This window comes from Stenotrophomonas capsici (assembly GCF_034961085.1).
Classification (GTDB): domain Bacteria; phylum Pseudomonadota; class Gammaproteobacteria; order Xanthomonadales; family Xanthomonadaceae; genus Stenotrophomonas; species Stenotrophomonas capsici.
The window spans coordinates 48,380-71,198 of the sequence record NZ_JAYFUH010000249.1; the positions used below are offsets into that span (position 1 = coordinate 48,380).

Genomic DNA, 22,819 nt, shown 5'->3' on the forward strand with positions numbered 1-22,819 from the left:
TCGTTCAGGTGAAAAAGGAAGCGCCGCGATCGCGGCGCTTCCTGTTCCTGCGGCGGACGGCATCGCTGCCGTGACCGATCAGGCGGCGGCGAACACCGGGCGGGTCAGGTTGTCGGCCTCGCCCTCGGTGCACAGCACCTCGTCCTCGATGCGGATGCCGCCGTAGGGGCGGAAGAAGTCCACGCGCTCCCAGTTCACGCTGGCCGCGCTGCCGGCCTGCTTCACCTCGTCCAGCAGCATGTCGATGAAGTACAGCCCCGGCTCGATGGTCACCACCATGCCCGGCGCCAGCACACGGGTCATGCGCAGGTAAGGGTGGCCGGCCGGACGCTCGACGCGGCCGCCGTGGTCGCCGGCGGCGAAACCGGCCACGTCATGTACCTGGGCGCCGATCAGGTGGCCGATGCCATGCGGGAAGAAGGCGGCGCTGACGCCGGTGGCCAGTGCGGCTTCCGGGGAGACGTTGATGACGCCGAAGTCCTTCAGGATGCCCATCAGCGACAGGTGTGCATCCACATGCAGCTGCTTGTAGTCGAAGCCGTTGCGCACGGCCGCGCACATCTTCCGCTGTGCGGCGTCGACGGCATCGATCAAGGCCTGGAATTCGTCATGACCGGCGGCGGCGTAGGTGCGGGTGATGTCACTGGCGTAGCCATGTGCGGAGGCGCCGGCATCGATCAGGAAGCTGCGCAGCGGCTGCGGGGCGACGCGGCCCAGCTCGGTGTAGTGCAGCACCGCGGCATGCTCATTGAGCGCGACGATGTTGCCGTAGGGCAGTTCGTTGCTGTCCTGGCCGACCGCACTGCAGTAGGCCATGTGGATGCCGAATTCGCTGGCGCCGGCGCGGAACGCGGCCTCGGCGGCCTTGTGGCCGCGCACGGCAAGCACCTGGGCCTGGCGCATCAGCGCGACTTCGTAGGGGGTCTTGTAGGCGCGGTACCAGTCCAGGTAATGGATCACCGCTTCCGGGTTGTTCGGCACGAAGCCGCCCAGCGCGCTCTGCGCTTCGCCGATGATCGCGCAACGGGCCGGGTCCCTGGGCAGCAGCGGCAGCGCGTCCTCCGGCTTGCGGATGATGTGGATGTCGAAGTGCTCGACCCACCAGCCGCTGGGGGCGTCCGGGACCACGTGCCAATAGTCGAAGGGCTGGTAGAACACCAGCGTCGGCCGCTTGCCGGGGGTGTACACCAGCCAGCTGCAGGGCAGCCGGGTCTGCGGCAGCCAGGTCTTGAACAACGGGTTCACCGCGTACGGGTAGTCGCGGTCGTCGAAGGCCTGGTAGTGCAGGGTGCCGCTGGGGACGACCAGGTGATCGAAGCCGCCGCGCGCCAGTGCCTCATCGGCGCGGCGCATGAGCACGCCCAGATGGTCGGAATACAGGGCGGCGGGATCGTGCTGGTTCATCGCGGTGGCTCGCTTGGATGACGTGATGCGGGGCCACGATTCTGCCGCAATCGGCCCACGGCTGCTGTGCCGTTTTCGTCACTCAGGCCTTCGGCAGGTTGCTTTCGATCCAGTGCACCAGCTGTTCGCGCTGGGCCTTGTCCATGGTCAGGAAGCGGAAGCCTGCCCAGGATTGTTCCGGGGCGTGCGCCGGCTCGCGCCAGAGCAGGTGCACGCCGGCATCGATCTGGTGCTGGCCGCCGCGGCCGTCGGGAATGGTGAACTGCAGCTGGTAGAGCGCGTCGTCCTGCAGCGGGCCGGAGGCGATCAGCAGCATGCCGCTTTCGGAGATGTTGCTGAGCCGGCCGATCACGCCGTCGGTCATCATGTCGCGGACCGGCACCAGGTCCGGCACCGGCATGCGGGGGGCGCGGCGGGTTTCGGTGATCATGCGTTTTCCTCCGCAGCGGCAGGGGCCTTGCCGGCCAGCGAACGCAGGGTACGCAGGGTGGCCTGCCAGGCGCGGTCGATCAGGCGGCCGCGGTCCTCGGTGACCATGCGCAACTGGCCCTTGGCCATCAGCCGGGCCATCGCATCGAGCGAGAGCTCAGCGATCTTCTGGCCGCGCTGGTTCACGAACAGGGCGTTGTCGGTGATCAGGCTGTACCAGGACAGGCGCTGGCGGCGGCTGTCACCCTGCTGGTTGACCACGAACTCGAACCAGGTGCCGAAGGGCAGGGTGCGCAGCTGCCGGTAATGGGTTTCCTCGGCCGGGTTGCGCTCGGGCTGTTCCTTGCGCCGGCGCTCCTCGTCCTCGTCACGGTCGCCGGCCTCGCCCAGGCGCGAGCGCGCCTTGAGCTTGGCGGTCAGCTCGGTCTTGGAGGTGATGTCGTCCTCGCCGCCGGGCGAGGACAGGCGGCGGGCAATCGCACCGGCCTCGTCGCGGTGGTAGCCGACCTGCTGCAGCGACTGCTCGATTTCGTCGCCGAAGGTGATGTCCGGGGTGCCGGACTTCAGCGCGGTGATCTCGCTGATGCGGCGCGTGGACTGCTCGCGCTGCTTCCATTCCTCCGACTGCTCGCCCTGGCGCAGCAGGGTGAGGGTCAATACGTCCGACCATGCCTTGCGCAACAGGGTCTGCACGAACTTGGGCGGGTTGCTGTTGGCGCAGACGTCCTCGATGGTGCGGCTGGCCAGCTGCTTGGCGGCCTCCAGCCGCTCCTTGCCGCGCGCGGCCTCGACCTGCCGGCGCTCGGTGACCTCGGCGCGCCGGGCGGCGGCGCGAAGGTGGGTCTGGATGCGCTCGTTGGCCTCGGTGAAGACGGTTTCGTCGCCCTGGTAGTCATTGACCACCGTGGCGACCGATTCGTTGAGCTTCTGCAGCAGTACCGGGTCGCTGTCGTCGTCGCTGAGCCACACCGCGCCGGACTCGGCCACGGCATTGAGCAGCTCGCGCGCGGGGTGCTGGTCGCGCTGGAAGAAGCTGGCGTCGCTGATGGCCGCGCGCAGCAGCGGCACCTGCAACTGGGTGAGCAGGCCGGTGGCCGGGCCGTCGCTGCGCACCTCGCGCTGGATCTGGGTGAACAGCATGCCCAGCAGGTCCAGCGTGTCGGTGTCCTGCGAGGACAGTGCCGCGGTCGGGCCGTGTTCGGCCTTGATCTGTGACAGCAGCGCGCCGTGGATGTCGCCGATGCTGCGGCGGTTGCCGGCCGCGGCGCTCTGCAGCTTGCCAAGCAGGTCCATCACGGCGCTGCTCGGCACGGCCACGGCATGGGAGCCCTCGGTGCTGCCGCCGGTCGTCAGGGTCGATGGCGCCGCGCTGGCGGAACCGGCCGCGCCGCCGGCCACGCCATGGCGGGCGGCATCCAGCAGGTTGTGCAGGCCCGACAGCACCGGGTTGCCGGCTGGAGCGGCGGCATCGGAGCCGCCGCCAGTGCCCGCACCGGACACCGCCGGCGCCGAGGCAGCGCCGGCGGCGGCACCGGCGAGGCCGCCCGGCAGCTGCAGTTCCTGCGACAGGCTGCTGGCCCAGGAGGCCGCCGGGGCCTGGCCCTGCCAGCTGGTCAGCGGACCCTGTCCGGCCGAACGGCTGCCCGGGCCCAGGCCGTTGCCGGTGTCCCTGCCGGCGGGGGCGTTGCCGCGCGGCGCGGAGGGGCGGACCAGGTACGGGCGGTAGACCAGCCCGGGCAGCACGCCTTCGCGCGCGAACAGGATGTTGAGGCGGTCGGCCAGCTCGGTATGGCGGTCCATGACCTGGCGTTCGAACACCTGGTACAGCGCCAGCTGGCTTTCCAGGTTGAGCTGCAGCCGCTCGCCGGCCTCGCGCAGGGCTCGGCACAGCGCATACGGGCCGGTGGGCAGCCGCTCGATGTCAAAGGCCGGTTGGGCGGCGAGCACCGCGAAGCGCTGCCCGAGCAGCTGCAGGGCGGTGATGCCGCGGGTACCTTCGCGGCGGGCCATCTCGTGCAGCACGATGTCGCGGTCGATGTCGGTGTCCTCGACCAGGGTCATGGTCTTGAACGCCGTGGCCTGGGTGTTGCCGATCGGTTGCGGGGTATCCCTGAAGCTGGCCAGCTGCCCGGCCAGGGCATCCAGGAACAGGCCCGGGAACTGCGGTGCCTGCTCGCGCAGCGTGCGCATCTGGGCGTAGATGTCCGACTGGATCTGGCTGTTGCGGGCCTTCTCGGCGTGCTGGAACAGCGCACGTTCCAGCTCCACCATGCACAGCTGCAGGGGCGTGCGCAGGACGTCGTCGGCGGCCTGCCAGACGGCTTCGAGCAACTGGCGGACGCGGGTGGGGACCGGCGCGTCTGCGATCCGGGCAGGCGCCTGACTGGACGAACTGGATGCGGTCCCTGACATCGTGGTGTGTTCTGCCCCCGTTAGACCGCGCTTTCTATCATTTTGGTGACAGCTTCGCCACTTTGGCTCTTACGATCAGGGCAGGAACAGCTCCACCACGTCGTTGGTGAAACGCCGGCCCAGCTCGGTCGGGAGCAGGCGGTCGCCCTCCATCGCCAGCCAACCGCGGTCGCCGGCGATGGCCAGCGCAGGCTGCAGCGCGGCGGCGGGCAGCCCGGTGCGGGACGCGAAATCGCGCAGGGTGAAGCCTTCGTGCAGGCGCAGCAGGTTGAGCATGTACTCGAACGGCAGCCGCTCGGGGCTGATCATGTCGTCACCACCGATGCTGGCCGGGGTGCCGGCGCTGTCCATGAAGGCCTGCGGATGCTTGTGCTTCCAGCGGCGCAGCACGTGCTGCCCGGCGCCGGAGCTGATCTTGCCGTGGGCACCGGCACCGATGCCCAGGTAGTCGCCGAAGCGCCAGTAGTTGAGGTTGTGCGCGCACTGGTAGCCGGGCCGGGCATAGGCGCTGACCTCGTACTGGCCGTAGCCGGCCTGGGCCAGCAGTGCCTGGCAGTGCTCCTGGATGTCCCAGGCACTGTCCTCGTCGGGGATGCCCTGCGGCGGCCGGGCGAAGAACACCGTGTTCGGCTCCAGCGTCAGCTGGTAGTGCGAGATGTGCGTGGGGTCCAGCGCGAAGGCGCGCTCCAGGTCATGCTCGGCCTGGGCCAGGGTCTGCTCCGGCAGCGCGTACATCAGGTCGATGTTGAAGTTGGTGTAGCCGGCGTCCTGGGCCAGCTTCACCGCGCGTTCGGCCTCGTTGCTGTCGTGGATGCGGCCCAGGCGTTTGAGCGCGTCATCGTTGAAAGTCTGGATGCCGAAGCTGATGCGGTTCACGCCGGCCACGCGGTAGCGGTCGAAGCGGCCGTGCTCGGCGGTGCCAGGGTTGGTCTCCAGCGTCACTTCCAGGTTCGGCGCGAAACGCAGCCGTGCGCTGGCCTCCTGCAGGAAACGATCGATCGCTTCGGGCGGGAACAGGCTGGGCGTGCCGCCGCCGAAGAACACGCTGCTGACCACCCGGCCCCAGACCAGTGGCAGGTCCTGGTCCAGGTCGCGGATCAGCGCATCGATGTAGGCATCGAACGGCAGCGCGCCCTTGCCCGCGTGCGAGTTGAAATCGCAGTAAGGGCACTTGCGCACGCACCAGGGCAAGTGCACGTACAGCGACAACGGTGGTGGCACCAGCTGCGGGCCGGCAGCGTGGCCGTGGTCGCCCGAACAGGATTCACCGGGCGCGTGGTGGCAATGGGCGTGGGAGTGCGACATGGGCAGGTCAGACGGGAATGAGGGGGCGGGGGGGCGAGGCGGGTCAGCGCCTGTCCAGCAGGATCGGATCGACCAGTGAGCGTGGCTGCGCGCGCAGCACGGCCGCGGTGATGTCATGGAACATCGGCGAGGCGCCCCGGTCGCTTCCCGCATCGTTGTCCATCAGCCGGTGGTAGGCCGGGCGGTTGCCGTTGCGCATATACAGCAGCAGTCCGGAGACCATGGCCCTGCGCTGGTCGGCGAAGTCGTCGTAACGGACTTCAAGCACGTCGTGGAGCCGGACCTGCCGCCATCGGTGCAGGGTACCGATGTTGTGGTAACGCAGGTGCCCGGCGGCTTCATCCAGGATCACGCGCTGCCAGATGATCGGCGCGCCGATCAGCGTGATGACCAGTGCGCAGCCCGACGCCCACAGCGGCGGTGCCCACCACGGCTGTTCGCCGTTGTAGGCCAGCACGCCGCCCAGGATCGCCCCGGTGAGGCCGCCGAGCATGGCCAACAATTGCACGAGTCCCAGCCGGGGCCGGTAGCGGCGCGCCGTCATCCGCCGTGACCTCAGTCGAGCCTGACCCGGGCCAGCTGCTGCTTGAGCTGCTGCAGTGCCTTGGCACGGTGGCTGCGGCCGTTCTTCTGCTCCGGCTGCATTTCCGCGGCGGTCAGGCCCAGTTCCTCGTCCAGGAACACCGGGTTGTAGCCGAAGCCGTGGGTACCACGCAGTTCATCGATGATGCGGCCTTCCCAGCTGCCTTCGCAGATCAGCGGCTGCGGGTCATTGGCGTGGCGCAGCAGCACGATCACCGCGTAGAAGCGGGCGCTGCGGCGTTCGGCCGGGACATCACGCAGGGCGTCGAGCAGCTTGGCATTGTTGGCGGCATCGTCGGTCGGGCTGCCGGCATAGCGCGCGCTGTACAGGCCGGGGGCGCCGTCCAGTGCATCGACGATCAGGCCGGAGTCGTCGGCCAGCGCCGGCAGTCCGGTCACCGCGCAGGCGTGACGCGCCTTGATCAGCGCGTTCTCGACGAAGGTCAGGCCGGTCTCCGGCACATCGTCCACGCCCAGCTCCCGCTGCGGCACGATCTGCAGCGGCAGCGCGCCGAGCATGGCCTGCAGTTCCTTCAATTTGCCGGCGTTGCCGCTGGCCAGTACCAGTTTCATTGCTTGGGCTCCAACAAGTCCCAGGTGTTGCCGTACAGGTCGCGGAACACCGCGACGGTGGCATAGGGCTCCTCGCGCGGGGCCTCGAGGAATTGCACGCCGCGCTCGGTCATGGCGGCGTGATCGCGCCGGAAGTCGTCGGTGTTCAGGAAAAAGCCGACCCGGCCACCGGTCTGGTTGCCGATGCGGCTGCGCTGTTCGGCGTCACTGGCGCGGGCCAGCAACAGCGCGGCGGAGCTACCGTCGGCCGGCCCGACCACCACCCAGCGCTTGCGGCCCTGGTCGATGTCCTCCAGCAGCTGGAAGCCCAGCTTGCCGGTGTACCAGGCGATGGCCTCGTCGTAGTCGGCCACCACCAGCGTGACCAGGGCGATGCGCCGGCTCATGCCTGGGCCAGTGCCGTCTGCTGGGCCTCGAACAATTCGCGGATGCCCTTTTCGGCCAGCACCAGCAGCGCGTCCAGCTCGTCGCGGCGGAAGGCATGACCCTCGGCCGTGCCCTGCAGCTCGATGAAGCCACCGCCGTCGTTCATCACGACATTCATGTCGGTATCGCAGTCGCTGTCCTCGGCGTAGTCCAGGTCCAGTACCGGCTGGCCCTTGTAGACGCCGACCGAGACCGCGGCCACCGCGCCGAACAGCGGGTTGCGCTTGATGTCACCGCGCTTGAGCAGCAGGTTGACCGCGTCCACCAGTGCCACGTAGGCGCCGGTGATGGCCGCCGTGCGGGTGCCGCCATCGGCCTGCAGCACGTCGCAGTCCAGGGTGATGGTGCGTTCGCCCAGCGCATTGCGGTCGATGCAGGCGCGCAGCGTGCGGCCGATCAGGCGCTGGATTTCCAGGGTGCGGCCGCCCTGCTTGCCACGTGCCGCTTCGCGGTCGGAGCGGGTATGGGTGGAGCGGGGCAGCATGCCGTACTCGGCGGTCACCCAGCCTTCGCCCTTGCCACGCAGGAAGCCGGGCACGCGGTTCTCGACGCTGGCGGTGCACAGCACGCGGGTGTCGCCGAAGCTCACCAGCACCGAACCTTCGGCATGGCGGGTGAAGGCGCGTTCGATGGTGACGGTGCGCAGCTGATCGGCCTGGCGGCCGCTGGGACGGGAAAAGGTCATGAAAGGTCCGGATGACAGGGGTATTCAATGGGGCGCCCGGGCGGCCGACGGGCCGGCGTCCGGGGGCGCCTAGGGTACCATTCGCCCTTTGCAACGCACCGGAATTCCACATGATTCGAAGCATGACCGCCTATGCCGGCGGCGAACGCGTCACGCCCTGGGGCACCCTGGGCTGCGAGCTGCGCTCGGTCAACCACCGTTTCCTCGAAGTCGGGGTACGGTTGCCCGAGGAGCTGCGCGCGCTGGAGCCGCAGCTGCGCGAGCGCGTGTCCGGCCGCATCAGCCGCGGCAAGCTGGACCTGGTCATGCGCCTGCGCAGCCCGGAGGCGGCGACCTCGCTGACGGTCAACGAGGTGCTGGTGAAGCAGCTGGGGGACCTGGCGGTCCGGCTGCATTCGAGCTTCCCGAACCTGCGGGTCGAGTTCACCGAGCTGCTGCAGTACCCGGGCGTGCTGCGTACCGAGGCCACCGACACCACCGCGTTGCAGGCCGAGGCCATGGCGCTGCTGGACGAGGTGATCAATGGCTTCGTGCAGGCCCGGGAGCGTGAAGGCGACAAGCTGGCCACGGCGATCAGCGAGCGCGTGGACAGCATCGAGCGCATCGCCGCCGAGGTGCGCGAGCTGATCCCGGTGATCCGTGAAGGCCAGCGCGCCAAACTGGCCGCACGCCTGGCCGACCTGCCGCACCCGATGGACCCGGGCCGCGCCGAGCAGGAACTGGTGCTGTGGCTGCAGAAGCTGGACGTGGACGAGGAGCTGGACCGGCTGGGCAGCCACATCGCCGAGATCCGCCGCATCCTGCGCCAGCGCGAGCCGGTCGGCCGTCGCCTGGACTTCCTGCTGCAGGAGTTCAACCGCGAGTCCAACACGATGGGCTCCAAGTCGGTGGACAGCCGCACTTCCAACGCCTCGGTCGAGCTTAAGGTGTTGATCGACCAGATCCGCGAGCAGGTCCAGAACATCGAGTGACACGCCGGTCCAGCCGTGCCGGGCCCTGCTCGGCACGGCAGCCGGTATCGGCGTCCCCGGCAAGGCGCTGGCGCGGCATGGCGGCGCTCCACGGCGGGGGCGTTCGGCACGAAACGGCCCGTCCCGTTACAATGCCGGGCCATTCCGACGCTGGCCCACCCTTCCATGCGTGGCACCCTCTATATCGTCGCCGCCCCGTCCGGGGCCGGCAAAAGCAGCATCGTCAACGCCACCCTGGCGCGCGACCCGCAGATCTCCCTGTCCATCTCCTTCACCTCGCGGGCCATGCGCCCGGGCGAGGAGAACGGCAAGCACTACCACTTCGTCAGCGCCACCGAGTTCGAGCGGATGATCGGTGAAGGCGACTTCTTCGAGCACGCGCGGGTGCATGGCGACTGGAAGGGTACGGCCCGTCAGTCGGTCGAGCCGCAGCTGGCCGCCGGCAAGGACGTGCTGCTGGAGATCGACTGGCAGGGCGCACGCCAGGTGCGGCAGAAGGTGCCGGGTGCGGTCAGCGTGTTCATCCTGCCGCCGTCGCGCCAGGCGCTGGACGAGCGCATGCGCAAGCGCGGCCAGGACAGCGAGGCGGTGATGGCCCAGCGTCTGGCCGCCGCCCGCGAGGAGATGCTGCATTACGACGAGTTCGACTACGTCATCGTCAACGAGGATTTCGACACCGCCGTGGGCGAGATGTGCGCGATCTTCGCCGCCAGCCGGCTGCGGCTGGAGCCCCAGCAGCGGCGAAATGCCGCCCTGATCGCCTCCCTGCTGGCCCCCGAAAACTGAGCAAGCGATTGATTCACAAGGGGCTGTTCAGCCGTCGGCTTGATTTCCGGGCGGCCGGGCCTCTACAATCGCTCCCCTTTCCCTCATTCGTTCGAGCGGCCGTGCAGGTCGCCGGGAGCCCGCATGGCCCGCATCACCGTAGAAGATTGCCTGGAAGTCGTTAACAACCGTTTCGAGCTGGTCATCATGGCGTCCAAGCGCGCCCGTCAGCTGGCCAATGGTGTCCAGGCGACGATCGACAACAGCGAGACCGAGGACAAGCCGACCGTGCTGGCGCTGCGCGAAATCGCCGCCCGCCGTATCGACAACGAGCTGATCGAGGAAGTCGAGAAGGCCGAGCGTGAGCGCGTGGAGCGCGAAGCGCTGGAGTGGGCCGCCGCCGAAGTGGTCGCCGACGAAGACATGTCCAAGAACGACGATTGATCGGCTCGATCAAGCGCATCGCTGCAGTACATCGGACAGCCCGCCCCGTGCGGGCTGTTCTGCATTCCGGGTTTGCCGAAGATCGCCTGCTGGCATAGTCTTCCGCCATGAACCCAGGCCCTTCCGCCCAGGTAGCCACGCCCGCGGGCGGGGCGGTACCTGACTACGTACTCCAACTCGAACGCGCAGCCAGCTACCTGCCCGCCGAGCAGCTGCCGTTGCTGCGTCGCGCCTGGGAAGTGGGCGCGACCGCGCACGCGGGCCAGACCCGCAAGTCCGGCGAGCCCTACATCACCCATCCGGTCGCCGTCGCGCGCATCCTGGCCGAGCTCGGCCTGGACGTGGAAACGCTGATCGCCGCGATCCTGCACGACACCATCGAGGACACCCCGCTCACCGCCGCGGAACTGGCCGGCGAGTTCGGGCAGGCCGTGGCCGACCTGGTGGACGGTGTCACCAAACTGGACAAGCTCAAGTTCCGCGACCGCCAGGAAGCGGCCGCCGAGAGCTTCCGCAAGATGCTGCTGGCGATGTCGCGCGACCTGCGCGTGATCATGATCAAGCTGGCCGACCGCCTGCACAACATGCGCACCCTGGGCGCGCAGAGTGCCGAGGCGCGCCGCCGCATCGCCACCGAGACGCTGGACATCTACGCGCCCATCGCCCAGCGCCTGGGCATGAACCTGATCAAGTCCGAGCTGCAGAACCTGGGCTTCCGTGCGCTGTACCCGTGGCGTCACGCCATCATCGAAAAGCACATCCGCAGCCAGCCGGTGGTCCGCCGCGAGGCGATGGCGCAGGTGGAGGTGCAGCTGTCGCAGCGGTTGGCGCGCGAAGGGCTGGAGCACCGCCTGATCAGCCGCATCAAGACGCCCTGGAGCATCTACACCAAGATGCGCGAGGAGAACAAAACCTTCGACCAGGTGATGGACGTGTTCGGCTTCCGCCTGGTCGTGCGCAACGTGCCCAACTGTTACCACGCGCTGGGCGCGGTGCATGCCGCGTTCAAGCCGCTGGACGGGCGCTTCCGCGACTTCATCGCCATCCCCAAGGCCAACGGCTACCAATCGCTGCACACCGTGCTGTTCGGGCCGTACGGCTCGCCGATCGAGGTACAGATCCGCACCGAGGAGATGGACCTGATCGCCGAGCGCGGCGTGGCCGCGCACTGGACCTACAAGTTCGGTGGCGACAGCCCCAACAGCGCGCAGAGCCGCGCGCACGCGTGGATCGTGGAGCTGATCGACTCCCAGCGCACCGCCGGTTCGTCGCTGGAGTTCCTGGACAACGTCAAGGTCGACCTGTTCCCGGACGAGGTCTACCTGTTCACGCCCAAGGGCAAGATCCTGGCGCTGCCGCGCAACTCCACCGCGCTGGACTTCGCCTATGCGGTGCATACCGACGTGGGCAACCGCGCGGTGGCTTCGCGCGTGGACAAGAAACTGGTGCCGCTGCGCACGCGCCTGGTCAGCGGGCAGACGGTGGAGATCATCACCGCGCGCTCGGCCTCGCCCAAGCCGCAATGGCTGGAATTCGTGGTCAGCAGCAAGGCACGCACCGCCATCCGCCACCAGCTCAAGCAGCTCGAGCACGAGGACGCGGTGCAGCTGGGGCACAGCATGCTCGACCGCGCGCTGGAAGCGATGGACAGCTCGATCGAGCGCCTGCCCAAGGGCCGCCTGGATGCGTTCCTGGCCGAGCAGCGTTATCCGCGCCTGGAGGCTTTCCTGGCCGACGTGGCGCTGGGCAACTGGATGCCCACCCAGGCCGCGCAGGCACTGATGTCCTACGCCGAGCTGCGCGGTGGCAATGCGCCGAGCCGCCGCCAGGAGAAGATCCTGATCAACGGCAGCGAGCGTGGCGTGGTCAGCTTCGCCGGCTGCTGCCAGCCGATCCCGGGCGACGACATCATGGGTTACCACACCGCCGGCAAGGGCATCGTGGTGCACCGGCTGGACTGTCCGAACCTGGCCGAGCTGCGCAAGTCGCCCGAGCGCTGGGTGCCGATCGGCTGGGACACCAACGTGGTGGGCGACTACGACACCGCGCTGGTGGTGGAAGTGGAGAACGGCACCGGCGTGCTGGCGCAGCTGGCCGCGGCCATCGCGCAGAGCCACTCCAACATCGAGCGCGTGGATTACCTGGACCGCGACTTCAACGCGGCGGTGCTGTGCTTCAACATCCAGGTCCGTGACCGCAACCACCTGGCCGAAGTGATGCGTCGCCTGCGTCGGTTGCAGGTGGTGCAGGCAGTGCGCCGGCAGTAGTCGGCGCTTGGCCTGGGCAAGCGTGGCGGGGAGCGCATCCCTTCCATGCAGCCCCCATGTGCCGGTAGCGCCGGGTCATGCATGGCGAATGCAGGCCGGAAGCGCTTTTCCACAACCGGTGTGCGGCACTGCACGGAAAACTTGTGGATAAGGGCGCGCAGCCCTTGTGCCCCAAGGCTTCGCAACGTTTGGTGAAGATTTGTCCAGCCCGGCCTGCGTGGTCACCATGCACCGGTAGCGCCGAGCCGTGCGTGGCGAATGCAGGCCCGAACCGCTTTTCCACAACCGGTGTGCGGCACTGCACGGAGAACTTGTGGATAAGGGTGCGCAGCCCTTGTGTCCCAAGGCTTCGCAACGTGTGGTGAAAATTTGTCCAGCCAGGCGACGCCATAGGCAGGGACGCAATCCCGGTGTCCTCAGCATCGCGCGTCAAATTGGTTTGGCCAGGGGGCTCCACCCCCGCCTGCGCGGCATCCCACCCACCGGTAGCACCGTGCCACGCGCAGCGGATGCGGGCCGGAGCGGCTTTTTTCCACAACGCGTGTGCGGCACCCCGGGTGGAACCTGTGGATAAGCGTGCACGGCCCTTGCGCTGCAAGGCTCTACAACGTGTGGTGAAGAATTGTCCATGTGCATGAACCGGCCATTGCGCGGGTGATGACTGGGCCGTCATGGGCCGACGTTACAATGGCCGACCTTTTTCCCATGTGGAGCTGCCCATGTCCCGCCAGATCATCAACACCGCCAACGCCCCGGCCGCCATCGGCCCGTACTCGCAGGCCGTGCGTGCCGGCAACACCGTCTACTTCTCCGGCCAGATCCCGCTGGACCCGGCCACCGGTGACATCGTCGCCGGCGACGTGACCGCACAGGCCCGTCGTGCGTTCGACAACCTCAAGGCCGTGGCCGAGGAAGCCGGCGGTTCGCTGGACAAGATGGTGCGCCTGGGCCTGTACCTGACCGACCTGGGCGAGTTCGCCAAGGTCAACGCGGTGATGCAGGAGTACTTCCAGGCGCCGTTCCCGGCCCGTTCGACCATCGAAGTGTCGGGCCTGCCGAAGGGCGCCGCGTTCGAAGTCGACGCCATCATGGTGCTGGAGTAATCCAGCGGCCAGGCAGGGCCTGCCTGCAGGCCCTCAGGCCAGGGGACGCCGGGTCTGGCTCGGCGTCTGCCCGGTCCAACGCTTGAAGGCGCGACGGAACTCACGCGCGTCGTTGAAGCCGAGCTGGTTGCCGATCGCGGCGATGCCCAGTTCGGGATCCTGCAGCAGTTCCAGGGCCCGTTCGGTGCGGATGCGGTCGTGTACCTCGCTGAAGGAGGTTTCCTCCTCGGCCAGCTGCCGGCGCAATGTGCGTTCGCTCAGGTGCAGGGCCAGGGCGACGTCGCTCATCTGCGGGTTGTCCCGCAACTGCGGGCGCAGCAGCCGCTCCACCGCCGCGGTGGTCTCGCCGCGCATCGACAGGCTGGCGAGCTGGCCATGGCACAACGCCAGGGCCTGCTGCGAGGTCACCGGGTTGTAGCTGGCGAAAGGCAGGTCCATCCAGCGCCGGTCGAGCAACACCGCATGCCGCGCCTGCTCGAAGCGGACCTCGCAGCGGAACAGCGTTGCGTACTGGGCCGCGTAGCCGGGTGCGGGATAGCCCAGCTCCACCCAGAGCGGGCTGAAGCGCTCGCCGGCCAGTTCACGGCCCAGCATCAGCACGCTGGAAAACAGTTCCTCGCACAGGAATGGCAACAGGTCATGTGATTCCTCCGGCGCGGTGGCCACCAGCGCCAGGGTCTGGGCATCGTGCTCATGCAGGCTCAATGTCATCAATGGGCCCAGGTTGCGCTGGTAGTCTAGGCCGATGCGCACCGCATCGCCGAAGGTGCGCGCGGTCTTCATCGCCAGCCCGAGCAGGCCGAAGTTGCCGCCGTTCTGGCTGCTGCCCATCGCCAGTCCGACGCCGTCGATGGGGAGCGTGGGCAGGGCGCGGCGGATGACCTCGATCGCCTGCCGGTAGGAAATGCGCGTGCGCGGGTCGTCCAGCTGCGTGACGCTCAGGCGCAGGCCGGCCAGCCAGCTCTCGCTGTTGACGCCCAGTTCGCGGCCCATCAGCAACAGGCCACACAGCATGTTGGTGGGGACATCGGCGATGGCCAGCCGGTCCCCGGATCTGCGATGCATCGAAGCTCCCTCCAGCTTGTCCGCTTTGCCCCCCCAAGTATGCCGCTCCTGCCCTTCGCGTGAACACTGGCTGAAAGCCAGACTGCGGCAACATCTGGCGGCGTATGGGAGGCCGAATCATGCAGCGCAGCAATAAATGGGCGGTGGCAGCCGCAGTGGCGGTGCTGGCGTCCGGTTGCCAGAAGCAGGCCGAGCCGGGTCCGGCCGTGGCCGCCGCCGATGGGGCATTTGCGGCCAGCCTGCAGGAACGCCTGCTCGACGCCAAGCCCGGGGACGTGATCGAGATCCCGGCCGGCCGGCACCAGTTCGAGCGCAGCCTGACCCTGCGCGCCGACGGGGTGACCCTGCGCGGTGCCGGCATGGACAAGACCGTGCTCAGCTTCAAGGGGCAGAAGGCCGGTGCCGAAGGGCTGCTGGTCAATGGTGACAACTTCACCATCGAGAACCTCACCATCGAGGACTCCAGGGGCGACGGCCTGAAGATCAGCGAGTCCGAGCACATCACCATCCGCGGCATCAAGGTGCAGTGGACCGGCGGGCCGAGCACCAAGAACGGTGCCTACGGCATCTACCCGGTGCTGACCAAGGACGTGCTGATCGAGAACACCATCTCCATCGGTGCGTCCGATGCGGGCATCTACGTCGGCCAGTCCGACGGGGTGATCGTGCGCGACAGCCGCGCCGAGCAGAACGTGGCCGGCATCGAGGTGGAGAACACCCGCAACGCCGATGTCTACAACAACGTGGCCACCGGCAACACCGGCGGCATCCTGGTGTTCAACATGCCCGGGCTGTCGCAGCAGGGCGCCAACATCCGCGTGTTCAACAACAAGGTCATCGCCAACAACCACGCCAACTTCGGTGCCAAGGGCACGCCGGTGGCCAGCGTGCCGGCCGGTTCGGGGGTGGTCATCAATTCCAACGATGACATCGAGGTGTTCGACAACGAGATACGCGACAACGCCACCGCCAACATCATCGTCTCCAGCGTCTATTCCACCGGCTACAAGGACAGCAGCGCGTCGGCCAGCTTCGACCCCTACCCCGAGCGCATCTACATCCACAACAACACGCTGTCCGGCGGCGGTGATTCCCCCGATGGCCTGGACCTGAAGGCGCTGAAGGTCGCCACCTTCGGCCTGACCGGCAACTTCCCGGACGTGTTGTGGGATGGCTACTTCAACGCCAACCGAGTGGTCGATGGGGTCCGGATGGGCCCGCAGATCTGCCTGCGCGACGTCAACGGCGTGATCAACGCCGATGGCCCCGGGGGCTACAAGAATCCGAGCAAGGACCTCAAGCCGTTCGACTGCGAATTGCCGCGCTTGCCGGCAATCGACCTGAAGCGGGGTTGAGGACGACCGATGCGTGCGATGCGTGTGCGGGTAGGCATGATGATCGGCGTACTGCTGGCCCTGGTGGGGTGCAGCGGCAAGCCGGCGGTGCATTTCTTCGACGAGGGCCAGCCTGCGACGCTGGACCAGTGGCACGTGCTGCGGGTCGAGGGGGGCAAGCTGCGACTCAATGACGGGGTGGTGCCGTATGACCTGAACACCCCGTTGTTCAGCGACTACGCGCACAAGCTGCGCACGGTGTGGATGCCGGAAGGAAAGGCCGCCGGCTATCAGCCGGAGAATGCCTTCGATTTCCCGGTCGGCACCATCCTCAGCAAGACGTTCTACTACCCGCTGCCGGCAGGGGGCGGCGCTGACGCCATGGCGGTGGCGCGCACGCCGCCCTCGCAGTCCTCGTTGCAGGGTGAGGTGCTGGACCTGTCCAGGGTGCGCCTGATCGAAACGCGGCTGCTGGTGCATCGCCAACAGGGCTGGGTGGCGTTGCCGTATGTATGGAACCGCGAGCAGACCATTGCCACGCTCAAGCGCACCGGCGATACGGTTGAACTGGAGCTGGTGGACGCGGCCGGCGCGCGCGAGGCGCTGAGCTACCAGGTCCCGGACCAGAACCAATGCGGCGGCTGCCACATCACCGACAACCGGTCGCGCAAGTTGCTGCCGATCGGCCCCAAGGCCCGGAACCTCAACCGTGACTTCGACTACGCCGGGGGGCGCGAGAACCAGTTGGCGCACCTGGCGCGGGTGGGTTACCTGCAGGGCGCGCCGGCCCCGGCGCAGGCACCACGGGCCGCCGATGCCACCGATCCGCAGGCATCGCTGGATGCGCGTGCACGTGCTTACCTGGACGTGAACTGCGGGCATTGCCACAGCCGCACCGGCCCGGCGATCACCTCCGGGCTGTGGCTGGACGCGCCCACTCGCGATCACCTGAAACTCGGCCTGTGCAAGCAGCCCATCGCCGCCGGCAAGGGCACCGGAAACCGGTTGTATGACGTGCTGCCCGGTGATGCCGATGCCTCGATCATCGCCTTCCGCATGGACAGCGACGATCCGGCGGTGATGATGCCGGAGCTGGGCAGGGCGGTGGTGCACAAGGAAGGTCTGGCATTGATCCGGCAATGGATCAATGGGCTTGAAGGGAGTTGCGATACGACGGCCGGCGCGGGGCCGGTCAACACGACGGGACCGCCGGCCGGTTGAGGTCGGTTTCACCCACTGCTGGGAGAGAGGCGATGCGAGTGAAACAACGGAGTCTGGTGACAGGGCTGCAGCGGGCGATGGCCGGGCTGGTGGTGCTGGGGACGGCTGGTACGGCCATGGCGCAATCGGCGAGGGAGGACGCGGCGACCACGCTGGACCGGATCACGGTCACCGCGCAGAGCCGCCAGCAGGAGATCCAGGACGTACCGATCGCCTTGCAGGTGGTCGACCAGAACCTGCTCAGCGACGTGGCCGCCGAGAACCTGGGTGACATCGACGCGTTCGTGCCGGGCCTGGTGATCGATGCGGTACAGCCGACCCAGCCTTCGTTCCGGCTGCGCGGCGTGGAAACCGACGATTTCGGCATCGGCACCGATCCGGCCGTGGGCATCTTCGTCGACGGCGTGTACGGGGGGCGCGGCGGCGGGGTGCTGTTGCCGTTCGTCGACGTGGAGCGCATCGAAGTGCTGAAGGGCCCGCAGGGCACGCTGTTCGGCCGCAACACCGCCGCCGGTGCGATCTCGCTGATCACCCGCCGGCCACAGGCCGACGTGGAAGCGCGCGCAACGGTGCGGGTCGGCAACTACGGCAAGAAGTACGCCGATGCGATGTGGAACATCCCCACCGGGGACAACTCCGCGCTGCGCTTCAACGCCCTGATCAATACCAGCGATGGCTGGTTCCAGGACGGTGCCACCGGCAAGGACCTGGGCGGGGACAATGTCTGGGCCACGCGCGCGGCCTGGCAGTCGCGCTTTGGCGACAACACCACCGCCTACATCACCTGGGACCATGAAAGCCTGGATCAGAACGGTCGCGTCACCACCGGCATCGTGGCGCTGCCGGACTACCCGGCGCGCCCCACCGTGCCAGTGGATCCCAACGACTATCTGGACCCGCGCAAGGTCAAGACCTACAGCGATGCCGACAATGCCGAATGGCGCACGTTCGATGGCGTGACGCTGATCGTCGACCATGCGCTGGCCTGGGGCAATTTCACCTCGACCAGTTCCTGGCGCAAGTACGACTCGACCAACCACACCGAGGAGGACGGCACCAACCGCGCCGACCTGTACGTGGATTCGAAGAACACCGAGAGCAACGAGACCTTCTACCAGGAGTTCAAGTTCTCCGGCAGCAACGACCACATCGACTGGGTGGCCGGCGCCAGCTACTTCAACGAGGACGCGCGCCAGACCAGCGAGGTCAATACCAATACCGAGGCGGTGGACAACATCGTCCGCAACATGGGCATCGCCCCCACGCCCGACGGCAGCCTGTTCGGCTTCACCTCGATGCTGGCGCAGATGAACGGCATCCCGATCTCGCTGGTGGGCGAAAAGTGGAACGAGCGCTTCCTCAACACGCTCGACACCACGTCCTATGCGGTGTTCGGTGACGTGATCTGGAAGGCCACCGACCGCCTCAACCTGACCTTCGGCCTGCGCTACACGCGCGACGAGAAGGACTTCACCTGGCTCAACACGCCGCGCAACGCGCCCGGCCTGGAGGCCAAGCTGGACACGCTGGAGGCGCTGGGCTTCTTCCAGGCGCTGGCCGGCATGGGCGTTCCGATCACCCGTGAACTGCTGACCTTCGACATGGCCTTCATCGATGCGCCGGCGATGGTCAACAAGGGCAAGCTGGTCCGCGACAAGAAGCGCTGGAGCGACTGGAGCCCGCGCTTCGTCATCGACTACCACGTCAATGACGACACCATGGTGTTCGCGTCGCTGGCCAAGGGCTACAAGGCCGGTGGCTTCAACGCGCTGCAGATCGGCCCGGCGTTCGAGAACGAGGACGTGTGGAACCTGGAGATGGGCATCAAGCAGAGCTTCGCCCGCTTCTCGTACAACGCCTCGGTCTTCCACTACCGCTATGACAACCGCCAGGCCATCCGCCTGGTCGACCCGGACCCTAACAACCCGGTCGACATCCCGCGCTACGTCTTCGACACCGGTGACCTGGAAGCGACCGGCGTGGACTTCGACATGCGCTGGAAAGTCACCGATGCCTTCAGCCTGGATGCGCAGGCCGAGTGGATCGACTCCAAGTACAAGAACTACGTGACGCCCGAGGGAGTCGACCTGGACGGCGAGCCGACCGGCGAGCCGCGCTTCACCGCTTCGGCCGGCGCCGCATACCAGGCTGATCTCGGTGGCAACGGCCAGCTGCGCTTCTCGGTCCGGCAGGCGTACCGCGGCGCACAGCGTTGCAACGAGGCCTCCGACCTGCAGGGTGACTGCGGCATCAGCAGGCTGCTCAACGTGGGCCAATCCCGGCAACGCACGGATGCACGCATCGCCTGGACCTCGCCGCTGGGCCACTTCAACTGGGCGGTGTACGCCAACAACGTGTTCGACAAGCAGTACGTGCGCGGCCTGAACACCTACGGCCGTGGCCCGCTGGGCGTGGTCGGCGCGACCATCACCGATCCGCGCACCTACGGTCTGGAAATGACCGTGAAGTTCTAGGCGTTCCAAGCCCTTCTCCCGTGCACGGGAGAAGGGCCGGGATGAGGGCAGGGGGACATGCAGGTCCCCCGAAGGCGCCCAGACACAGCCCTCATCCCACCTTTCACCTCGGACTTCCAACGCTGCAAGGGGAAGGAAACCCCGGCGCCCACCGCGGCCGGGGTTTCTGTTTTGGGCACATGACGGCATCCTTGTCACATGTCTGCCCGTCGTGACGCCGTATCCCTTGACCTGTCCACCGAACCGCTCAGCCGCCTTGCCGGCGTCGGGCCGCGGGTGGCCGCCAAGCTGGAGGCGCGGGGGCTGACCACGCTGCAGGACCTGTGGCTGCACCTGCCGCTGCGCTACGAGGACCGCACCACGCTGCTGCCGATCCGCGCGTTGAAGGCGGGCCTGGCCGCGCAGGTGGAGGGCAGGGTGGAGGCGGTGGAGCGTGGTTTCCGCTACCGGCCGATGCTGCGCGTGGCCATCGGCGATGATTCCGGCGGCACGCTGGTGCTGCGCTTCTTCCATTTCCGTGCCGCGCAGGTGGCGCAGTTCAGCGTCGGCACGCGGCTGCGTTGCTATGGCACGCCGCGCCCTGGACAGCACGGGCTGGAAATCGTCCATCCCAGCTATCGGGTACTCGGCGACGCCGAGGAGGCCGGGCTGGGCGAAGCGCTGGACCCGGTGTATCCGGCGGTGGAAGGCATCGGTCCGGCCAGCCTGCGCAAGCTGATCGGGCAGGCGCTGGATCGCCTGCCGGAGGAGGCACGGCTGGAACTGCTGCCGGCCGATCTGCTGGCCGGCCTGAACCTGCCATCGCTACGTGACGCCCTGCTGACCATGCACCGCCCGCCGGCCACGGCCGACATCGCCGCGCTGGCCGCCGGGACGCATCCGGCGCAGCGTCGCCTGGCGATGGAGGAACTGCTGGCCCATCACCTGAGCCTGCGCCGCCAGCGCATCGCCCTGCAGCAGCATCGCGCGCCGTCGCTGCGTGGCCGTGATGGGCTGGTCAAGGCTTTGCTCGACGCCTTGCCGTTCAAGCTGACCGGTGCCCAGCAGCGCGTGTTCGACGAGATCCGCAAGGATCTGGCGCGGGCCCACCCGATGTTGCGGCTGGTGCAGGGCGATGTCGGTTCGGGCAAGACCGTGGTCGCCGCGCTGGCGGCGATGTTGGCGGTCGAGCGCGGCAAGCAGGCGGCGCTGGCCGCGCCGACCGAGTTGCTGGCCGAACAGCATCTGGCCAACCTGCGTGGCTGGCTGGAGCCGTTGGGCGTGCGCGTCGCGTGGCTGGCGGGCAAGGTCACCGGCAAGGCGCGCAACAAGGTGCTGGAGGACGTCGCCTCCGGGCACGCGCAGGTGGTGGTCGGCACGCATGCATTGATGCAGGACAACGTGGTGTTCAACGACCTGGCGCTGGCCATCGTCGACGAGCAGCACCGCTTCGGCGTGCACCAGCGCCTGGCCCTGCGCGACAAGGGCGCCAGCGCCGGCGTCGTGCCGCACCAACTGGTGATGACCGCCACCCCCATCCCGCGCACGCTGGCCATGGCCGCGTATTCGGACCTGGATGTCTCGGCCATCGACGAGCTGCCCCCCGGGCGCACGCCGGTGCAGACCATCGTGATCAGCGCCGAACGTCGTCCCGAACTGGTCGAGCGCATCCGTGTCGCCTGCCAGCAGGGGCGCCAGGTGTATTGGGTGTGCACGTTGATCGACGAAAGCGACGAGGTCGTTGCCACTGCCGCGCAGGCCACCTTCGAGGCGCTGTCGGCGCAGTTGCCGGAACTGCGCATCGGGCTGGTGCACGGGCGCATGAAGGCGGCCGAGAAGCAGGCGGCCATGCGTGCCTTCAAGTCCGCCGGGACCGACCTGTTGGTGGCCACCACCGTGATCGAGGTCGGCGTGGACGTGCCCAATGCTTCGCTGATGATCATCGAGAACGCCGAGCGGCTGGGCCTGGCCCAGTTGCACCAGCTGCGCGGGCGGGTGGGGCGCGGGGCCACCGCCTCCAGCTGCGTGCTGATGTACCAGGCGCCGCTGTCGAACATGGCGCGCGAACGGCTGGAAACCATGCGCCACACCGCCGACGGCTTCCTGATCGCCGAGAAGGACCTGGAGCTGCGCGGTCCCGGCGAACTGCTGGGCACTCGCCAGACCGGCCTGGCCGCGTTCCGCGTGGCCGACCTGGCGCGCGACGCGGGCATGTTGCCGGCGGTTCACGACCTGGCCGAGCGCCTGCTGGCGCAGTCGCCGGACCTGGCCGACCGGGTGGTCCGGCGCTGGATCGGTGGCGCGGTGCGCTACGCATCGGCCTGATCGCGTGCTTCCCCTGTCATGGAGGAGATGACAGACTCCATTGCCAACCAAAGTGAAGCAGAAGATGAGCAAGAAGATACCGTTGCTGATTGATACCGATCCGGGTGTGGACGACGCGCTGGCGCTGTTGATGGCCTTTGCCGACGAGCGCCACGAGGTGATCGGTCTGACGGTAGCGGCCGGCAACGTCGGGCTCGAGTACACCGTGCGCAATGCGTTGAAGCTGTGCGAAGTGGCCGGCCGTGAAGACGTGCCGGTGTTTGCCGGCACGCCCGACCCGCTGGTCTACCCGGCCGAGGACGCCGCCCACGTGCATGGCCGCGATGGTTTTGGCGACGTCGACCTGCCGCATGCCGCGTGCCAGGTCCAGGCCGAGCACGCCGCATTGGCAATCCTGCGCCTCTCCCACGAATACGCCGGCGAGTTGCTGCTGGTGGCCTTGGGTCCGCTGACCAACATCGCGCTGGCGCTGAAGCTGGACCCGACCCTGCCGCAGCGCGTGAAGCGCTTCCTGGTGATGGGCGGTGCCATCAATGGCCACGGCAACATCACCCCGGTGGCCGAGTTCAACATCGCCTTCGATCCGGAAGCGGCGCACATCGTGTTCACCAGCTTCCCGCATATCGAAGTGGCCGACTGGGAAGCCACGATCGCCCACGGCATGCTGCACCGGAGCGTGGAGACGTGGCTGGCCGCCGATTCGGACAAGGCGCGCTTCTATGAGCTGATCTCGCGCAAGACGCGTCTGTGGTCGGAAGACAGCCGCGGCGAGCACTGGTATGCCGCCGATGCCCTGGCCATGGCATGGGCGCTGCAGCCCGACGGCGCCACGCAGCTCGAGCAGCGCCCGCTGTCGATCGAGCTGACCGGTGCGCGGACCCGCGGTGCGACCGTGGTGGACTGGAACCGCCAGACCGGCGCGCCGGACAACACCACCTTGTTGGTCGGCTACGACCAGGCCCGGTTCGAAGCCCAGGTGCAGCGCGCCCTGGGCGCCTGAAACCCGGGTTGAATTCCCGGCTTGCTCCCGAGGCAAGCCGGGACTATAATGCCGC

The 22,819-nt window shown here is 67.9% G+C and carries 19 protein-coding genes; 10 read left to right on the plus strand and 9 right to left on the minus strand.

The window, feature by feature from the left end:
* Positions 1-78: 78 nt before the first annotated feature.
* The 8 genes from pepQ to rph all read right to left on the minus strand — a co-directional run bounded on the left by pepQ (position 79) and on the right by rph (position 7,816).
* The gene (gene pepQ, locus VA603_RS13505) at positions 79-1,404 is read right to left on the minus strand and encodes a Xaa-Pro dipeptidase (RefSeq protein ID WP_323439160.1); all 1,326 of its coding nucleotides are present in this window, start codon (positions 1,402-1,404) and stop codon (positions 79-81) included.
* A gap of 82 nt (positions 1,405-1,486) precedes the next feature.
* Positions 1,487-1,834 carry a PilZ domain-containing protein gene (locus VA603_RS13510; RefSeq protein ID WP_132865476.1) on the minus strand — a complete coding sequence of 116 codons (348 nt, stop codon included), beginning with the start codon at positions 1,832-1,834 and terminating at the stop codon, positions 1,487-1,489.
* Positions 1,831-4,245 carry a DUF1631 domain-containing protein gene (locus tag VA603_RS13515; RefSeq protein ID WP_323439161.1) on the minus strand — a complete coding sequence of 805 codons (2,415 nt, stop codon included), beginning with the start codon at positions 4,243-4,245 and terminating at the stop codon, positions 1,831-1,833. Before VA603_RS13515 ends, VA603_RS13510 begins: the two co-directional genes overlap by 4 nt.
* Before the next feature lie 75 nt (positions 4,246-4,320).
* Positions 4,321-5,550 (minus strand): radical SAM family heme chaperone HemW, encoded by a 1,230-nt coding sequence (gene hemW, locus VA603_RS13520; RefSeq protein ID WP_323439162.1) that lies wholly within the window; start codon positions 5,548-5,550, stop codon positions 4,321-4,323.
* Positions 5,551-5,593: 43 nt separating this feature from the next.
* Positions 5,594-6,058 carry a hypothetical protein gene (locus tag VA603_RS13525; RefSeq protein WP_323439163.1) on the minus strand — a complete coding sequence of 155 codons (465 nt, stop codon included), beginning with the start codon at positions 6,056-6,058 and terminating at the stop codon, positions 5,594-5,596.
* 47 nt (positions 6,059-6,105) lie between these two features.
* Positions 6,106-6,705: an RdgB/HAM1 family non-canonical purine NTP pyrophosphatase gene (rdgB, locus tag VA603_RS13530; RefSeq protein WP_165931202.1), complete on the minus strand. Its 600-nt coding sequence runs from the start codon at positions 6,703-6,705 to the stop codon at positions 6,106-6,108.
* A complete protein-coding gene (locus VA603_RS13535) occupies positions 6,702-7,091 on the minus strand; it encodes a VOC family protein (protein WP_313252012.1) in 390 nt (129 codons plus the stop codon). Before VA603_RS13535 ends, rdgB begins: the two co-directional genes overlap by 4 nt.
* On the minus strand, positions 7,088-7,816 hold the full coding sequence (rph, locus tag VA603_RS13540) for a ribonuclease PH (protein WP_323439164.1): 729 nt from the start codon (positions 7,814-7,816) through the stop codon (positions 7,088-7,090). The genes VA603_RS13535 and rph overlap by 4 nt, the downstream gene beginning before the upstream one ends.
* 110 nt (positions 7,817-7,926) lie before the next feature.
* Here rph and VA603_RS13545 point away from each other — a divergent pair, with 110 nt between their 5' ends.
* The 5 genes from VA603_RS13545 (at position 7,927) to VA603_RS13565 (ending at position 13,366) form a co-directional block, all read left to right on the plus strand.
* The gene (locus VA603_RS13545; protein ID WP_132865469.1) at positions 7,927-8,787 is read left to right on the plus strand and encodes a YicC/YloC family endoribonuclease; all 861 of its coding nucleotides are present in this window, start codon (positions 7,927-7,929) and stop codon (positions 8,785-8,787) included.
* Positions 8,788-8,952: 165 nt separating this feature from the next.
* The gene (gene gmk, locus VA603_RS13550) at positions 8,953-9,573 is read left to right on the plus strand and encodes a guanylate kinase (RefSeq protein ID WP_323439165.1); all 621 of its coding nucleotides are present in this window, start codon (positions 8,953-8,955) and stop codon (positions 9,571-9,573) included.
* A 123-nt stretch (positions 9,574-9,696) separates the two neighbouring features.
* Positions 9,697-9,996, plus strand: coding sequence for a DNA-directed RNA polymerase subunit omega (rpoZ, locus tag VA603_RS13555; RefSeq protein ID WP_132865467.1), 300 nt, complete (start codon positions 9,697-9,699; stop codon positions 9,994-9,996).
* Positions 9,997-10,103: 107 nt separating this feature from the next.
* Positions 10,104-12,263: a RelA/SpoT family protein gene (locus VA603_RS13560; protein WP_132865466.1), complete on the plus strand. Its 2,160-nt coding sequence runs from the start codon at positions 10,104-10,106 to the stop codon at positions 12,261-12,263.
* Positions 12,264-12,982: 719 nt separating this feature from the next.
* Positions 12,983-13,366 (plus strand): RidA family protein, encoded by a 384-nt coding sequence (locus tag VA603_RS13565; RefSeq protein WP_132865465.1) that lies wholly within the window; start codon positions 12,983-12,985, stop codon positions 13,364-13,366.
* Between the two features lie 33 nt (positions 13,367-13,399).
* Here VA603_RS13565 and VA603_RS13570 read toward each other — a convergent pair whose 3' ends face one another.
* Positions 13,400-14,431, minus strand: coding sequence for an AraC family transcriptional regulator (locus tag VA603_RS13570; RefSeq protein WP_207911823.1), 1,032 nt, complete (start codon positions 14,429-14,431; stop codon positions 13,400-13,402).
* 119 nt (positions 14,432-14,550) lie between these two features.
* Here VA603_RS13570 and VA603_RS13575 point away from each other — a divergent pair, with 119 nt between their 5' ends.
* The 5 genes from VA603_RS13575 to VA603_RS13595 all read left to right on the plus strand — a co-directional run bounded on the left by VA603_RS13575 (position 14,551) and on the right by VA603_RS13595 (position 22,764).
* A complete protein-coding gene (locus VA603_RS13575) occupies positions 14,551-15,786 on the plus strand; it encodes a parallel beta-helix domain-containing protein (RefSeq protein WP_313252003.1) in 1,236 nt (411 codons plus the stop codon).
* Positions 15,787-15,795: 9 nt separating this feature from the next.
* A complete protein-coding gene (locus VA603_RS13580; protein WP_243694037.1) occupies positions 15,796-16,986 on the plus strand; it encodes an SO2930 family diheme c-type cytochrome in 1,191 nt (396 codons plus the stop codon).
* Between the two features lie 56 nt (positions 16,987-17,042).
* Positions 17,043-19,460, plus strand: a complete 2,418-nt coding sequence (locus tag VA603_RS13585) for a TonB-dependent receptor (protein WP_313252000.1) — start codon at positions 17,043-17,045, stop codon at positions 19,458-19,460.
* A gap of 198 nt (positions 19,461-19,658) precedes the next feature.
* Entirely contained in the window at positions 19,659-21,764 is a 2,106-nt protein-coding gene (recG, locus tag VA603_RS13590; protein WP_323439166.1) for an ATP-dependent DNA helicase RecG, read from the plus strand.
* A 64-nt stretch (positions 21,765-21,828) separates the two neighbouring features.
* The gene (locus VA603_RS13595) at positions 21,829-22,764 is read left to right on the plus strand and encodes a nucleoside hydrolase (RefSeq protein ID WP_323439167.1); all 936 of its coding nucleotides are present in this window, start codon (positions 21,829-21,831) and stop codon (positions 22,762-22,764) included.
* Positions 22,765-22,819 lie beyond the last annotated feature (55 nt).

Excerpts from the sequence above, each read along its gene's own strand:
- pepQ (WP_323439160.1), bottom strand. The coding sequence starts at position 1,404 with ATGAACCAGCACGATCCCGCCGCCCTGTATTCCGACCATCTGGGCGTG.
- VA603_RS13510 (WP_132865476.1), bottom strand. The coding sequence starts at position 1,834 with ATGATCACCGAAACCCGCCGCGCCCCCCGCATGCCGGTGCCGGACCTG.
- VA603_RS13515 (WP_323439161.1), bottom strand. The coding sequence starts at position 4,245 with ATGTCAGGGACCGCATCCAGTTCGTCCAGTCAGGCGCCTGCCCGGATC.
- hemW (WP_323439162.1), bottom strand. The coding sequence starts at position 5,550 with ATGTCGCACTCCCACGCCCATTGCCACCACGCGCCCGGTGAATCCTGT.
- rdgB (WP_165931202.1), bottom strand. The coding sequence starts at position 6,705 with ATGAAACTGGTACTGGCCAGCGGCAACGCCGGCAAATTGAAGGAACTG.
- VA603_RS13535 (WP_313252012.1), bottom strand. The coding sequence starts at position 7,091 with ATGAGCCGGCGCATCGCCCTGGTCACGCTGGTGGTGGCCGACTACGAC.
- rph (WP_323439164.1), bottom strand. The coding sequence starts at position 7,816 with ATGACCTTTTCCCGTCCCAGCGGCCGCCAGGCCGATCAGCTGCGCACC.
- VA603_RS13545 (WP_132865469.1), top strand. The coding sequence starts at position 7,927 with ATGATTCGAAGCATGACCGCCTATGCCGGCGGCGAACGCGTCACGCCC.
- gmk (WP_323439165.1), top strand. The coding sequence starts at position 8,953 with ATGCGTGGCACCCTCTATATCGTCGCCGCCCCGTCCGGGGCCGGCAAA.
- rpoZ (WP_132865467.1), top strand. The coding sequence starts at position 9,697 with ATGGCCCGCATCACCGTAGAAGATTGCCTGGAAGTCGTTAACAACCGT.
- VA603_RS13560 (WP_132865466.1), top strand. The coding sequence starts at position 10,104 with ATGAACCCAGGCCCTTCCGCCCAGGTAGCCACGCCCGCGGGCGGGGCG.
- VA603_RS13565 (WP_132865465.1), top strand. The coding sequence starts at position 12,983 with ATGTCCCGCCAGATCATCAACACCGCCAACGCCCCGGCCGCCATCGGC.
- VA603_RS13570 (WP_207911823.1), bottom strand. The coding sequence starts at position 14,431 with ATGCATCGCAGATCCGGGGACCGGCTGGCCATCGCCGATGTCCCCACC.
- VA603_RS13575 (WP_313252003.1), top strand. The coding sequence starts at position 14,551 with ATGCAGCGCAGCAATAAATGGGCGGTGGCAGCCGCAGTGGCGGTGCTG.
- VA603_RS13580 (WP_243694037.1), top strand. The coding sequence starts at position 15,796 with ATGCGTGCGATGCGTGTGCGGGTAGGCATGATGATCGGCGTACTGCTG.
- recG (WP_323439166.1), top strand. The coding sequence starts at position 19,659 with ATGTCTGCCCGTCGTGACGCCGTATCCCTTGACCTGTCCACCGAACCG.
- VA603_RS13595 (WP_323439167.1), top strand. The coding sequence starts at position 21,829 with ATGAGCAAGAAGATACCGTTGCTGATTGATACCGATCCGGGTGTGGAC.